15 protein-coding genes and 1 tRNA gene are annotated in these 14,211 nt (G+C 63.5%); 5 read left to right on the top strand and 11 right to left on the bottom strand.

Going from position 1 to position 14,211, the window contains the following annotated elements:
* Positions 1–3: 3 nt before the first annotated feature.
* The 9 genes from dapD to rpmH form a co-directional block, all read right to left on the bottom strand.
* Complete coding sequence (gene dapD / locus JQ566_RS28715) at positions 4–849, bottom strand: 2,3,4,5-tetrahydropyridine-2,6-dicarboxylate N-succinyltransferase (protein WP_212378670.1); 846 nt, start codon at positions 847–849, stop codon at positions 4–6.
* Positions 850–1,112: 263 nt separating this feature from the next.
* Complete coding sequence (locus JQ566_RS28720; protein ID WP_212378672.1) at positions 1,113–1,805, bottom strand: pyrimidine 5'-nucleotidase; 693 nt, start codon at positions 1,803–1,805, stop codon at positions 1,113–1,115.
* 14 nt (positions 1,806–1,819) lie between these two features.
* Positions 1,820–2,806, bottom strand: a complete 987-nt coding sequence (locus tag JQ566_RS28725) for a DUF1036 domain-containing protein (protein ID WP_212378830.1) — start codon at positions 2,804–2,806, stop codon at positions 1,820–1,822.
* A gap of 155 nt (positions 2,807–2,961) precedes the next feature.
* Positions 2,962–3,849 carry an acetylglutamate kinase gene (gene argB, locus JQ566_RS28730; protein ID WP_212378673.1) on the bottom strand — a complete coding sequence of 296 codons (888 nt, stop codon included), beginning with the start codon at positions 3,847–3,849 and terminating at the stop codon, positions 2,962–2,964.
* 185 nt (positions 3,850–4,034) lie between these two features.
* Positions 4,035–4,397 (bottom strand): DUF423 domain-containing protein, encoded by a 363-nt coding sequence (locus JQ566_RS28735; RefSeq protein WP_212378832.1) that lies wholly within the window; start codon positions 4,395–4,397, stop codon positions 4,035–4,037.
* Positions 4,397–5,059 (bottom strand): ribosome biogenesis GTP-binding protein YihA/YsxC, encoded by a 663-nt coding sequence (gene yihA, locus JQ566_RS28740; RefSeq protein ID WP_212378675.1) that lies wholly within the window; start codon positions 5,057–5,059, stop codon positions 4,397–4,399. The genes JQ566_RS28735 and yihA overlap by 1 nt, the downstream gene beginning before the upstream one ends.
* Positions 5,060–5,200: 141 nt before the next feature.
* Positions 5,201–7,054: a membrane protein insertase YidC gene (yidC, locus tag JQ566_RS28745; RefSeq protein WP_212378677.1), complete on the bottom strand. Its 1,854-nt coding sequence runs from the start codon at positions 7,052–7,054 to the stop codon at positions 5,201–5,203.
* Between the two features lie 16 nt (positions 7,055–7,070).
* On the bottom strand, positions 7,071–7,457 hold the full coding sequence (rnpA, locus tag JQ566_RS28750; RefSeq protein ID WP_212378679.1) for a ribonuclease P protein component: 387 nt from the start codon (positions 7,455–7,457) through the stop codon (positions 7,071–7,073).
* Between the two features lie 26 nt (positions 7,458–7,483).
* Positions 7,484–7,618, bottom strand: coding sequence for a 50S ribosomal protein L34 (gene rpmH / locus JQ566_RS28755; RefSeq protein ID WP_008542748.1), 135 nt, complete (start codon positions 7,616–7,618; stop codon positions 7,484–7,486).
* A gap of 349 nt (positions 7,619–7,967) precedes the next feature.
* Between rpmH and JQ566_RS28760 the strand changes: the two genes are divergently transcribed.
* From JQ566_RS28760 to queD (JQ566_RS28770), 3 genes are all read left to right on the top strand, one after another.
* A complete protein-coding gene (locus tag JQ566_RS28760; protein WP_212378681.1) occupies positions 7,968–9,467 on the top strand; it encodes an ATP-binding protein in 1,500 nt (499 codons plus the stop codon).
* A 349-nt stretch (positions 9,468–9,816) separates the two neighbouring features.
* Positions 9,817–9,893, top strand: a tRNA-Arg gene (locus JQ566_RS28765).
* Positions 9,894–9,976: 83 nt separating this feature from the next.
* On the top strand, positions 9,977–10,333 hold the full coding sequence (queD, locus tag JQ566_RS28770; RefSeq protein ID WP_212378683.1) for a 6-carboxytetrahydropterin synthase QueD: 357 nt from the start codon (positions 9,977–9,979) through the stop codon (positions 10,331–10,333).
* 36 nt (positions 10,334–10,369) lie between these two features.
* Here the strand turns inward: queD (JQ566_RS28770) and JQ566_RS28775 are convergent, their stop codons facing one another.
* Together JQ566_RS28775 and JQ566_RS28780 are read right to left on the bottom strand one after the other, a co-directional pair.
* Positions 10,370–10,726 carry a hypothetical protein gene (locus JQ566_RS28775; RefSeq protein ID WP_212378685.1) on the bottom strand — a complete coding sequence of 119 codons (357 nt, stop codon included), beginning with the start codon at positions 10,724–10,726 and terminating at the stop codon, positions 10,370–10,372.
* A 433-nt stretch (positions 10,727–11,159) separates the two neighbouring features.
* Entirely contained in the window at positions 11,160–11,594 is a 435-nt protein-coding gene (locus tag JQ566_RS28780; protein WP_249139861.1) for a CBS domain-containing protein, read from the bottom strand.
* A gap of 162 nt (positions 11,595–11,756) precedes the next feature.
* On the opposite strand from JQ566_RS28780, the gene queD (JQ566_RS28785) reads away from it, so the two are divergent.
* On the top strand, positions 11,757–12,113 hold the full coding sequence (queD, locus tag JQ566_RS28785) for a 6-carboxytetrahydropterin synthase QueD (RefSeq protein WP_212378687.1): 357 nt from the start codon (positions 11,757–11,759) through the stop codon (positions 12,111–12,113).
* Positions 12,114–12,266: 153 nt separating this feature from the next.
* On the top strand, positions 12,267–14,132 hold the full coding sequence (locus tag JQ566_RS28790) for an adenylate/guanylate cyclase domain-containing protein (protein ID WP_212378689.1): 1,866 nt from the start codon (positions 12,267–12,269) through the stop codon (positions 14,130–14,132).
* Positions 14,133–14,211: the final 79 nt, after the last annotated feature.

Raw genomic sequence — 14,211 nt, forward strand, 5'->3', positions numbered from 1 at the left:
GGATCAATCCCGCAGCAGCTCGTTGATGCTGGTCTTGGACCGCGTGCGCTCGTCGACGCGCTTGACGATCACGGCGCAGGCGGTACTCGGGCCGATCTGGCCGTTCTTCATCGGCTTGCCGGGCAGCGCGCCGGGGACCACGACGGAATATTCAGGCACTTCACCCATGAAAACCTCGCCAGTCTCGCGGTCGACGATCTTGGTCGAGGCGCCCAAAAACACGCCCATCGCCAGCACCGCGCCCTTGCGCACGATCACGCCTTCGGCGACCTCGGAGCGTGCGCCGATGAAGCAATCGTCCTCGATGATGACGGGCTCGGCCTGCAGCGGCTCGAGCACGCCGCCGATGCCGGCACCGCCGGAGATGTGCACGCGCTTGCCGATCTGCGCGCAGGAGCCGACGGTGGCCCAGGTGTCGACCATCGTGCTCTCATCGACATAGGCGCCGAGATTGACGAAGGACGGCATCAAGACCACGTTCTTGGCGATGAAGGCCGAGCGGCGAACGACGGCGCCCGGCACCGCACGAAACCCGGCATCGCGAAAACGGTTCTCGCCCCAGCCTTCGAACTTCGAGGGCACCTTGTCCCACCAGGTCGCCTTGCCGGGACCGCCGGGAATGACGCCCATGTCGTTGAGGCGGAAGGACAGCAGCACGGCCTTCTTCAGCCATTGATTGACCTTCCACTTGCCGTCAGCGCCGCGCTCGGCAACGCGCGCCTCGCCCTTGTCCAGGATCTCCAGCGACTGGTCCACGGCCTCGCGCACCTCGCCCTTGGTCGTTGTCGAGATGCCGTCACGCGCCTCGAAGGCGCTGTTGATGGTGGATTCGAGGGCTGCAAGCGACATCGGGATTTCCTCTGGGGAGCGGGAATTTTGATGGATTGGTGCGCTTTTTCGAGATTTGGGGGGACGGAGTCAAGACATACTCCTCCGTTGCCCATACTCCGCTGTCGTCCCGGACAAGCGCGCCCCAAGCGCGCGCCGATCCGGGATCCATAACCACAGGAAGGAGTTTGGCGAAGACTCGGAGTTGCCAAGCTCGCGCGACAACCGGATCCTGTGGTTATGGGTCCCGGGTCTGCGCTTACGCTTGCCCGGGACGACAGTTGTTATCGCGGCGATAACTTGCCCAAAAACCCCGCCAGATCATCCGTGACATGATCGACATGGGCGGCATCCCGGCCCTCCAGTTCCCAGTCTTCCCGCACCACCTCCTTCGTCCCATCCGGCACCACCAGCACCGTGGTCATGCCGAGCTGGTGCGGGACGGTGAGATTGCGGGCGAGGTCCTCGAACATGGCGGCGCGGGTCGGATCGACCGCATGCTGGCTGAGGAATTTCCGGTAGGTCTGCTCCGCCGGCTTCGGCTCGAACTCGGCGGCGATGATGTCGAACACGCCGTCGAAATGCGAGGCGAAGCCGAGCCGCGCCAGCACGGCGTCGACATGGTCGACCGAGCCGTTGGTCAGGATCAGTTTTCGCCCCGGCAGTCTTGCGATGGCTGCACCGAGCGCCGGGTTTGGTTCCAGCGGCGAGTGGTCGATCTCATGCACATAGGCGAGATAGTCGTCGGCGCGGACGCCATGCAGGGTCATCATGCCCCGCATCGTGGTGCCGAAGCGTCGGTAATAGTCCTTCTGGATAGCCCGCGCTTGCTCCGGGCCGACGTTCAGCCAGTTGCAAACGAACTCCCCGATCCGCGCATCGACCTGCTGCCACAGATTGACGTGATGCGGATAGAGCGTGTTGTCGAGATCGAACACCCAGGTGTCGACATGGCTGAAGCTGCGGGGTGGGCTCATCACAAGTCTCTCGCTCACGGCACGGCGAAGCGCAGCGTCTTGCCGCCGCTCGAGATGTCCACGGCGCCAAAGCCCGTTGGCGCAAATCCACGCGCGCCGCAATCGGTCTGCTCGCTGGTCTCGAACTTGGTCTCGCGCGTGCAGAGCTGCCTGTCGCCGCCCCAGTTCAGCGGCCGGTCCTTCAGCTTGACGACGCGGTTGTCGGCGTCGACCGCTTCGGCGAAGCTGAAGATCTGCTTCGGCTGGCCGGTCACATCGGGATGCAGGCAGGTCTTGGGATCGATGCGGTACCAGCCGCGGCTCGTCACCGCCTTGCCGTCGTCGGTCGCGATCGCCGCCATCACCTTGTGCGGCGTGTCGTTGCACCAGGTCAGCCCGCTCGCGGAGGGCGTCTGCACGGCATCGACCATGGTCTTGAAGAAGTTTTGCGAGGCCACGATGTCCTGAGACAATCCGCGGCTCTTCAGGAAGGCGGCGAGGGCCGCTTGCGTCTTCGGCCCGTCGACGCCATCGATCGGCGCTGCGTCGTAGCCTGCGATCACCAGCAGCCGCTGGATGCCGGCGAGGCGCGCCTGCTCGTCGTCATATTCGGAATCCTCGGCGAGATAGGCAACGAGGTTGCCGTCCGCGCCTTGCGTCGGGGTCACTTGCGTGAACGGGACTTGCGTCTGGCCGCTGCGGCACTGCCGCGCCGCGGCGATGACGAAATTGTCCTGTGCGACGCAGAGCATGTCGCTGCCGCTTTGCGGGATCGGGGACGCGCCGTAGACGCCGAGCGCGCGGGCGTTGAGCAGGATGCGGTCGGCGGTCAGCGTGCCCTGCACCACCACGCGGCAGGCGGCGGGATCGATCCTGAACCAGCCGCGCGTCGCGGTGGCCGCCTTGTCGTCGATGCCGATCGCGGCCTCGACGACATAGGACATGCGGTTGCAGATCTTGAGGTCGGCAAAGGCCGGCGCGGAGGAGAAGAGGAACGAGACGACCGCGGCCGGCAGCGTCATCAGGAAGCGGGTGAGGGGCGAGCGGCGGTGTGGCCTCGGCCTCCGCTCGTCATGCCCGGGCTTGTCCCGGGCATCCACGTTCTTGGCGCGGGACGAAAGATCGTGGATGGCCGGGACAAGCCCGGCCATGACGGTGTCTCTCGTCCGCTCGTCCCTCACTTGTGGATCAGCGTGCCCGTGCCCTGGTTGGTGAAGAGCTCGAGCAGCACCGCGTGCTGCATCTTGCCGTCGATGATGACGACGCCCTCGACGCCCTGCTCAAGCGCGTAGATGCAGGTCTCGACCTTCGGGATCATGCCGCCGGAGATGGTGCCGTCGGCGATCAGCTTGCGCGCGTCCTTGATCGATAGTTCCGGAATGAGCTTCTTGGACTTGTCGAGCACACCAGGCACGTCGGTGAGCAGCAACAGGCGCTTGGCCTTCAGCGCGCCCGCGACTGCGCCGGCAAAGGTATCGGCGTTGATGTTCAGCGTCTGGCCGTCTTGGGAGGTCGCGAGCGGCGCCAGCACCGGGATCAGCTCGTAGCCGATCAGCTGGTTGAGCAGCGTCAGGTCGACCTTCTCCGGGTCGCCGACGAAGCCGAGATCGACCGCCTTCTCGATGTGCGAGTCCGGATCGATGATGGTGCGCGTCGTCTTCGACGCCTTCACCATGTTGCCGTCCTTGCCGGAGAGACCCACGGCCTTGCCGCCGGCTTCGTTGATGTAGCCGACGATCTGCTTGTTGACCGAGCCGGCCAGCACCATTTCGACGATCTCGATGGTCGCGGCATCGGTGATGCGCAAGCCCGCGGCGAATTCCGAGACGATGCCGAGACGCTTGAGCATGGTCGCGATCTGCGGCCCGCCGCCATGCACCACCACCGGATTGATCGCGGTCTGCTCGAGCAGCACGATATCTCGCGCAAAGTTCTTGGCGGTCTCCTCGTCGCCCATGGCATGGCCGCCATATTTGATGACGATGGTTTCCTCGTCATACTGCTGCATGTGCGGCAGCGCTTCGGACAGGATGCGGGCCTGGTCGAGCGGGGAGATGTCGGTCATGTCGCGGATCTCGCTGGCGGGACGGTTGGGCCGCGTTCTATCCGATTGGCGGGCAGGGCGCAAAGTGTGGCTGATATGCCGTCGCGTAGTCCGCTGCCGTGTAGCCCGGATGGAGCGAAGCGTAATCCGGGTTCTTACCGCAGGCACCGTCCCGGATTGCGCTTCGCTCCATCCGGGCTACGGGTTCAGCGCTTCGCCGCCGCCGCCACACTCACCGCCAGCCAGCTCGCGATCATCACCGTCCCGCCGGTCGGCGCCGCATAGGGAAACAGCGAATGGCCGGCAAACTGCCGCAAGGTCAGGTCGCCCGCGAACAGCGCGGCACCGATCACGAAGCCGAATGCCGTCACGAGTCCAATTCCGCCGTGCAGAAGGCCGCGCGCAAGCAAGGCGACGGTCGCAAGTATGGCCGTTGCATGAAACAGCAGCATGGCGCTCGCCGAGGCCAGCCGGCTGGCGTCCGCACCATGGGCGGAGGCAGCGGCCAGCGCGACGCCGGCGGCGCCCATCAAGCCGGCAAGCCCGATCAGCAGGCGGTTTGCCAGCATCATGAAGCCCGCTCTTCCAGGAGCTTCGCCATCGCGGCGCGCAAGCTCTCCATGCCGGTCGAGCTGCGCGACGAGGTCGCGAGCACGGTCGGGAACGCGGCCGGGTGCTTGGCCAGCGCGGCCTCGGTCTCGGCGATGCGCGCTTGCAGCTCGGCGGCCTTCACCTGGTCGGCCTTGGTCAGCACGATCTGGTAGCTGACGGCGGAGCGGTCGAGCGTCTTGAGCACTTCGAGATCGACGTCCTTGAGGCCGTGCCGCGCGTCGATCAGCACGTAGACGCGCGCCAGCGAAGCGCGGCCCAGCAGGAATTTGTGGATCAGCTCGGTCCAGGACGCGACCTGGCTCTTGGGCGCCTTGGCGTAGCCGTAGCCGGGCATGTCGACGAGGCGCAGGTCGCTCTTGCCGGGGACCTCGAAGAAGATCAGCTCCTGGGTGCGGCCCGGCGTATGCGAGGTGCGCGCCAGCGCGTTGCGCCCCGTGAGCGCGTTGATCAGGCTGGACTTGCCGACATTGGAGCGGCCGGCAAAGGCGATCTCCAGCCCCGCCATCGGCGGCAGCGTTTCGATCGAGGGCGAGGCCCAGATGAACTGCCAGTCGCGGGCGAACAGCTTTCGCCCGGCCTCGATCAGCTTCGCAACTTTGTCGTCGGTCTTGTCGTTCATCCGACCGGTCTATCCTCTCGTCATGGCCGGGCTTGTCCCGGCCATCCACGTCTGTCTGCGGGGCACCCTCCTAAACGTGGATGCCCGGGACAAGCCCGGGCATGACGCTGTGGAGGCAGTTTGCCTGACAGTCTCGAAGAGCTACGTCGCCTTCCTCGCGAACGTCGCCTTGAGATTGTCGAATAACTCCACCTTCACGCCGTTGCGGCGCATGATGTAGCTCTGCTGGATCACCGAGAGCAGGTTGTTCCAGGCCCAGTAGATCACGAGACCTGCCGGGAAGCCTGCCAGCATGAAGGTGAAGATCAGCGGCATCCAGTTGAAGATGATCTGCTGCGTCGGATCCGGCGGCGTCGGATTCAGCTTCATCTGGAACCACATCGTGATGCCCATGATGATCGGCCAGATGCCGAGCGCGAGATATAGGCCGAAGACGGGAATCGTGGTCGGATCGAACGGAATCAACCCGAACAGGTTGAACAGATTGGTCGGATCCGGCGCCGAGAGGTCCTTGATCCAGCCATAGAACGGCGCGTGCCGCATTTCGATGGTGACGAACAGCACCTTGTAGAGCGAGAAGAACACCGGGATCTGGATCAGCACGGGAAGACAGCCGGCGACCGGATTGATCTTCTCCTTGCGGTAGATCTCCATCATCTCCTGCTGCTGCTTCACCTTGTCGTCGGGGTAGCGCTCCTTCAACGCCTGAAGCTGCGGCTGGATCGACTTCATCTTCGCCATCGAGGCGTAGGACTTGTTCGCCAGCGGGAAGAACAACAGCTTCACGATCACCGTCACCAGCAGGATCGAGATGCCGAAATTGCCGAAGAAGCGGTAGAAGAAGTCGAGGCCGAGGAACATCGGCTTGGTGATGAAGTAGAACCAGCCCCAGTCGATCAACAGGTCGAAATGGTTGAGGCCGAGCTCCTTGTTGTAGCCGCCGAGGCCGGCGAGCGGGAAGTTGATGCCGACCACGCCGGCTTCCTTGGCGCCGGCGAACAGCCGCGCGTTCGCCGTCGCGGTGCCGCCGATCGCGACGGTGACGGGATCGAGCAGATAGTCGGTCTGGTAAGTGTGGACCTTGCCGACCGGATTGGACGAGTAGCGCGCCTGCAGCTGCGCATCGGTGTCCGGCAGCAGCGCGGAGGCCCAGTATTTGTCGGTGATGCCGAGCCAGCCGTTCGTGGCCTTGAAGTTCACCTGCTTGGCTTCGTCGATCTGCTTGTAGGAATATTCCTGCAGCTTCTGGTCGCCGAGATAGCCGATCAGGCCTTCATGCAGGATGTAGTAGCCCGAGACCTGCGGCGCGCCGTGGCGCGAGATCAATGCGAACGGATAGAGCGTGACAGGCGCATTGCCGACATTGCTCACCTCGTCCTTGATGGTGAAGAGATAATGGTCATCGACCGCAATGGTGCGGCGGAAGGTGAGGCCCTCGCCATTGTCCCATTTCAGCGCCACCGGCGTTGATGGCGTCAGGCTGCCGCTGCCGTCCTGCTGCCAGACGGTCTGGGCATCAGGCATCTTCGCCGTCACGCCCGTCGCCGCCACCCAGCCGAATTCGGCGTAATAGGGCTCGGCCGTGCCCGAGGGCGAATAGAGAACGATCGGCGGCGACTTCGGATCGACCGTTTCGCGGAATTGCACCAGCGCGATGTCGTCGATGCGGCCGCCCTTCAGCGAGATGCTGCCGGCGATTCGCGGCGTGTCGATCTTCACGCGCGGGCTGGCTGCGATCGCGGCGTCGCGGGTGACGGCCGGCTGGGCCTGCTGACTCGCACCCGGCGTTGCCGGCTGGGTCGCGCCGCCCGCCTGCGGCGCGGCACCGGGCGTCGCGGAGGCGGTCGGCTGTGGCGTGGTCTTCTGGAGCTCGGTCTGCGCCTGCTGCTGGGCGCGCTGCTTCTCCATCTGCGGCACGTTGTAGAAATACTGCCAGGCGATCAGCACCAGGCCGGACAGAATGACGGCGAGGATGGTATTGCGGTTGTCGGTCATCTCGAATGTCTCGTCATCAATCCGGTTTGCGGCTGGTCGCGGCGGCGTGACCCGGCCTCTGGCCGCGCGCTTTGGCCGTATGCCGCGCGGGCTTCGTGAACGCTATGCGCAGATCGTCGAGCATGGTGGCGAAGTCGCGCGAGAGCGCGTCCCTTCGTCCGACCAGGACATAATCATGATGGGGCTGCATCGACACCGGATCGAGCCGCTTCACCAATTCGCGAAGCCGGCGCCGGATGCGATTGCGCTCGGGGGCGTTGCCGTTCTTTTTGGTGACGGTGAAGCCGATCCTGACAGGGCCAAGATCATCGCGGCGGCGGCTCTGCAGGACGAACGCGGGACTATTCACCCGCGCGCCATTGGCAACGGCGAGGAAATCCGCCCGCTGCCTCAGCCGATCCATGATGAAATCCCAAAAGGGGGTCCGGCTCAGGCGCTCAGACGCTTGCGGCCGCGGGCACGGCGGGCGGCGAGGACCTTGCGGCCGCCGGCAGTGGCGAGACGGGCGCGGAAGCCGTGACGGCGCTTGCGCACCAGTTTGCTGGGTTGATAAGTCCGCTTCACGGGTTTTTCTCCGCTGACCGGGCAATTTGCCTGTAGAATTGATGGTAAAGTCCGGAAGATGCGGCCCAAAACGGGCCCTTTCCGGCCCTAAGAGAGCCGCTCCCGGTGTCGCACCGGGTCATCGCGGACAATTCGCGCGGCTTATAAGGGAGCGCCTTCTTTTCGTCAACGCCGCACAAGCGCGCGATTTCCGTCAATATCGCTGTTTGTGCGCGGTTTTTAGCCCTTGAGGTGGCGACTCCCGATATCCGCGCTTACATCCCACCTTGGTAGATTAGCGATCCGTAATTTGACCGGACTCCGGGCGGGTCGCATCTTCCATCAGCCAAGGCCAACAGGGGCGAATTTCGTGGCATCCACAGATCGCCAGCCGATCCAGGATCTGGATCAGCCGGACCAGCCGGCGATGCGGCCCCGCGGGTCGCGCGGGCTCGGGCTGTCTGGCAAGCTGCTGCTGCTCACCATTCCCCTGGTGATGATCGCCGCCGTGCTGCTCTACGTGCCCGCCATCGCCAATTTCTGGGTCAACCGGTTGAACGACCGCGTTGCGGCGGCCAACACCGCGGCGCTGGTGCTGGATGCGGCGCCGCTCGGCATGGTGCCCGATTCGCTGTCGCGCCAGATCTTGAAAAGCATCAATGCCCGCGCCGTCGCCATCAAGATGGGCCAGCAGCGCCGGCTGCTCGCCAGCGACAACATTCCGGCCGCCATCGAGCATGACATCGACCTGCGCGACATGACCGCCTGGGAGGCGATCACCGGCTCGTTCCGGATGATGCTGGAGACCGGCAACCAGGCGATCCGCATCGTCGGCCCCGGGGTCGGCAATGCCCAGTTCATCGAGATCGTCACCGACGAGCTGCCGCTGCGGAAGCAGATGTACCGCTTCTCCCGCAACCTCGTGGTGGTCGCGCTGATCATCGCGGTGCTGACCGCGGGCCTCGTCTATCTCGCGCTCCATTATCTCTTCGTGCGGCCGATGCGGCGGCTGACCGCGAGCCTGGTCGGCTTCCACGAGAACCCCGAGAGTTCGGCCGGGATCATCGTGCCGAGCCAGCGCAGCGATGAGATCGGGGTGGCCGAACGCGAATTGTCGGACATGCAGCGAGATCTGATGTCGATGCTGCATCAGAAGAGCCGGCTCGCCGCCCTTGGCCTTGCCGTCTCCAAGATCAACCACGATCTGCGCAATCTGCTCGCCTCGGCCCAGCTTCTGTCGGACCAGCTCGCCAGCGTGCCGGATCCGCGGGTGCAGCGCTTTGCGCCCAAGCTCGTGCGCTCGCTCGAACGCGCCATCGCCTTCTGTCAGTCGACATTGTCCTATGGCCGCGCCCAGGAGGCCGCGCCCGATCGCCGCATGATCCTGATCGAGCCGGTCGTGCTGGAGGTGCGCGAGACCGCGGGGCTCACCAACGACGCCTCGATCGCCTGGGTCGCTGCGGTCGAGCGCGGGCTCGCGGTCGATGCCGATCCAGACCAGCTGTTCCGCGTATTGCTGAACCTCGTCCGCAACGCCGCCCAGGCGCTCGAAAGCCATGCGTCGGGCGAGGGCCGCGTGCAGCAGATCCGGATCACCGGAAAGCGGGAAGGTGCCGTCGCCATTATCGAGGTCTCCGACACCGGCCCCGGCGTCCCCCAGAAGACCCGGGAGCACCTGTTCGAGGCCTTCCAGACCTCCGGCCGCCCCGGCGGCAGCGGCCTTGGCCTCGCCATCGCCGCCGAGCTGGTCCGCGCCCATGGCGGCGACATCCACCTGGTCGAAGGCACCATCGGCGCCACCTTCCGCATCGTCATCCCCGACCGTCCCGTGGAACTGCTTTCCATCCGCAACGAGCGGCAGCGGGCGTAGTCGGCCAGTGGGCGACTAACGACCGAGGCAATCTCCATGATTTCCGTCATTCCGGGATGGCCCCACCGGGTCCGGCCATCGGCCGGCCCGATGACAGGCTCCGGGCCAGGCCCGGAATCCATAACCCCGGCTGGTGGTTATGGATTCTCAGGTGCGCAATTGCGCACCATAGCTCGCGACTTCGTCGCGCCCCGGAAAGACGACCTGAGATGCGGAAATGCGCGAAAATCTTCCCATCCCGGACCTTGCCAACGCCGACAAGAGCGGTTAGTCAGAGCGCTCTTTCGCACCCCCTCCGGCTCCGCCGGGGGGCTGCGTCGCGGGTCACGCCCGCGCTGTTTGCGAAAACGCGCCCGTAGCTCAGCTGGATAGAGCATCAGACTACGAATCTGAGGGTCGGACGTTCGAATCGTTCCGGGCGCGCCAGCTTCTTCCGATGCCGGCAAAAGCAATGCAGCGTCCGGTCGCTCGTCCGAGATCGCGGATGGGGCGCGCCCCTTGGAAATCAGATGAAGATATCGCAGGCATTCAAATTCGAGGCGGCACATCGCTTGCCGAACGTGCCGGAAACGCACCGGTGCAGCCGGCTGCACGGCCATTCCTATCGGGTCGAGGTTCAATTGGAGGGGCCCGTGGACCCGCACACGGGTTTCGTCGCGGACTTCTTCGATATTGAAGAATGCTTTGCCGGCGTCCTGGAGGCCCTGGACCACAGATGCCTGAACGACGTCGAAGGACTCGAGAACCCAACCGCTGAGAATATCTCAATCTGGATATGGGACCGGTTGGGCCCGCGTCTCCACCAGCTTTCCGCAGTTCGAGTTTACGAAACGGCGGACTGTTGGGCCGAATATCAAGGGCGGTGACGACAACCGCAAGCTGACCCGTTCAGCACGACCAGATCAAAAAGCGACCGCTGCCGGGGTGGCCCAATGGCTCCTGACGAAGTCCCGGATGTGCTCCGGCACGGGCATGGTGTCGATGTCGCAACGCGTCTGGATTTCTTCCGCAAGCTCTCTCGACACGTCCTTCGACCAATGACCCAACGGATCGAACGCGACGATGCGGACGGGGTCGTTGAAACGGCCGGCGATCAGGTTCGAGATGACGGTTTCGATGTCAGTCCGCTCGACCTCGGTTTTCCGGCCGGCTCTGCCGGGCCGTCCGGCAATGTTGTCGACGATCAGATAGACGATTCGATCTGCCGCATCCTGAGCCGCACCTTTATGAGCCGCGCATGGGGCGGCCATCGACGTCATGCCATTTCCAGCCATACGCGTCTCCAATGCAATAGAGCCGGCAATTTGTCCGGACGGGACCAGCCTGAACCAAGCGCAATGCAATTACCCGGGCCACTGCGGTTCCGCATCAGGACCAAAGTACGATCAAGACCAAAGTATGATGACGCGCGGATCGTGCTTTGTAAGATCGGACACTGCCATTCGAGGGGCAATGAAGCCGCAATCGTGCACGCTCCGGCCAGGCGAAACCGAGTCCGCAACTCACTCGCAATCAAGTGGAACTGATGCAGCTCGACACCATCTCGCCGCCGCAACTGCCTGGGTTTGCTGAACTTGAAATTTCGCCGCGCTCGATCGAGCTCGTCCTTCAGGAGATGCTATCAAGCCCCGCAGGACTCCGGAATTGGAGAGCATCGCGACGTTCGGCAACGAGCGGGTTTTCGAACTCGCTTCACTTCGTGCCGTGTATGTAATGCACAAGCTGCTCGATGACGAATGTTTGATCGCTGATCTTGTCCTTCACCAAATCTCCGATTGAGATCATTCCCACCACGTTTCCCTGCTCAATGACGGGAAGATGGCGCACGGCCTTTTCGGTCATGATGGCCATGGCTTCTTCGACAGATTGATCGGGCCGCACAAAGACGACTTTCGATTCCATGATATCGCGCACGGGAGTGGTGGGCGATGCGCGGCCTTTCAAGAACACGTTCCGCGCATAGTGGCGTTCCGTCATGATGCCTACGAGCTTGTCGCCCTCCATCACGACCAGAGAACCCACGTTCTTGTCCGCCATCTTCTTGATGGCATCAGACACAGTCTCGTCCGGACGAACGGACAAGACCTCATGGCCTTTCTTGTCCAGCAACTGCCCAACGGTTGTCATGGGACGCAACCTTCACCGTAAGTACATATTTCAATGACTATTTCGGTTGACGCGCATTGATCCAGATCATGCGTCAAGACGATGTGATGAGGATCAGGACAGGACAGCATCTGGCCGCCAGACCGGCCCGAGACCGGATGGCCACGTCGTGTGAGGAGCTGGATGAGGATATCGCAGGCGTTCAAGTTCGAGGCGGCGCATCGGCTGCCAAACGTGCACGGGACTCACCGGTGCAGCCGGCTGCATGGTCATTCCTATCGGGTCGAGGTCCAGTTGGACGGTCCGGTGGACCCGCACACCGGCTTCGTCGCGGACTTCTTCGATATCGAAAGAAGCTTCGCCGACATCATGGGCGCGCTGGACCACCAATGCCTGAACGAGGTCGAAGGACTCGAGAACCCGACCGCCGAGAACATCGCGGTCTGGATCTGGGACCGGTTGAAGCCGAGCCTGCCGCAGCTCTCGGCGGTCCGCGTCTATGAGACGGCGGACTGCTGGGCCGAATGTCAGGGGCGGTGACGACAGCCCAGCGCTGACCCGGCGCGGTCTCATTACTCACGCATATATGAGCCGTGTTGATAACCGCATGCGGGTTGGAAGGTTTAATCTCAAGCTGGCGTCGAATGTCCGCAATGCCAGTTTATGCCTGGCCCCTGTACAGGGAAGCCGTTGATGGAACGCAAGCTCGCCGCGATCATGGCCGCCGACATCGTCGGCTACAGCCTGATGATGGCCGAAAACGAGGCCTCCACCTATAAAGAGCTGCGCACGGTCTTCGACAATCTGATCGAACCCACAGTCGCGCAGCATAGTGGACGCATCTTCAAGATGACCGGGGACGGGTTTCTGGCGATGTTTCCAAGCGTCAACGAAGCCGTTGATGCGGCCGCTGCTATCCAGCAAGGCTTCGACAACGCCCCGTTTGAGCTGCGCATAGGCATCAACCTCGGTGATGTCATCGAGGATAATGGCGATATGTACGGCGACGGCGTTAATGTCGCCACACGGCTTGAGGCGATGGCCGATCCCGGTAGCATCTTTGTCAGCGGCGCTGTCGTCATGGCCGCAGACCGCAATCGCGGCGAGGTGTTCGCGCGTGTGGGCCGCAGGCGCGCCAAAAACATTCCCGAGCTTCTTGATGTCTACCGGGTACGGCGCGCGCAATCCTCGTGGTCTCGCTGGCGAAAAGTCCCGCGCGTTCTACACGGTACCGCTGCGCACTGGTCGTATGGCGTCGCCGCCCTAGCCCTTGTCCTCATCGGCACCCAAATCCAACCGCTTTCCCTGGCGGCGATGGTCAGCCGGCTCCCGGCCGCACTGTTTTTCGACCAGACCCGCGCCGACCCGCGGCCGTCAGTTGCGGTCATGCCTTTTGCGACCATGAGCGGCGACCAGCCGTACTTTGCAGACGGGCTGACCGAGGATGTGACCACGGCGCTTGCAAGGAATTCCGAGCTTCAGATCATCGCGCGCGACTCCACATATGCCGCGCGCGGGCAAGAAAGCGATGTGCGCAAGCTCGGGGTAAAGCTGGGCGTTTCCTACGTGGTGGAAGGCAGCGCGCGCCGCGAGGGGGACCGGCTTCGCGTCTCGGCGCAGCTGATCGACGTGAAATCGGGCGCGCACCTTTGGTCGCGCAGCTTCGACAGGCAGGTTGCCGACGTCTTCACCGTACAAAGCGAGCTGACCACGGAAATCGTCGCCCAGCTCGCGCCGTATATCGGCCGAAGTGAAGCCACCGCTGCCGCGCAACGTCCGACCGACAACCTTCAGGCTTACGATCTTCTCCTGCGGGCTCGTCATCGATACCGGCATGGCGTCCAGGATGCGGAAGCACTTATGGAGGCCCGCGGCATATATCAGCGCGCGCTGGAAATGGACCCGGCCTATGCCGCCGCCCGTGCGGGCTTGGCCCTCACTTACATCGCGGAGGTGGCCAGGAGGTCGAATGGTCGGGCGACAGCGCATGAGCTGGAACTAGGTCTTAGCGAAGCGCGCCAGGCTGTGCGCCTCGATCCCAATCTCTCGCTCGGCTATCAGGTGATCAGCTTCGGGCTCGCGGTGCAGGGCGATTATGCGGGCGGCTTGCAGGCCGCCAAGCGCGCCGTCGAACTGAATCCCAATGACCCGGATAGCATGATGGCATTGGCAAAAGCGCAAGTCCGTTTCGGGGACTACGCGGACGCCGTTGCCAATGCCGAGCGGGCACGTCGCCTTCATCCCATGGCGCCGGAATATTACGCCTATGTGCATGGCCAGGCTCTTTACGCCGCTGATCGTCGCGATGAATCGGCTGCCGTGATCTCCGAATGCCTTGTAAGGGCGCCGCGCGATGCCAACTGCCTGCTAATCCAGGCTGCGCTGCAAGGGGGGCGCGGTGATATAGAAGCGGCGCAGCTGACGATGGCAAACCTGGTAGGGGCCCAACCGACATTTTCGTTAGAGGCAGAGCGCTCTTATCGCAGGTTTGGCAACAAGCCGCTCATGGAGCAGTTCCTAAAGGACCTGACGCGGGCGAAGGCACCGGGGACTGCGTAATGGGATCTTTTTGTATATTAAATTCAATGAGATAGCAGTTCTCAATTTCATCTCGTCGGGCGCGCCGTTTCGATAGTAA

This window comes from Bradyrhizobium sp. SZCCT0231 (assembly GCF_018130245.1).
Taxonomy (GTDB): domain Bacteria; phylum Pseudomonadota; class Alphaproteobacteria; order Rhizobiales; family Xanthobacteraceae; genus Bradyrhizobium; species Bradyrhizobium japonicum_F.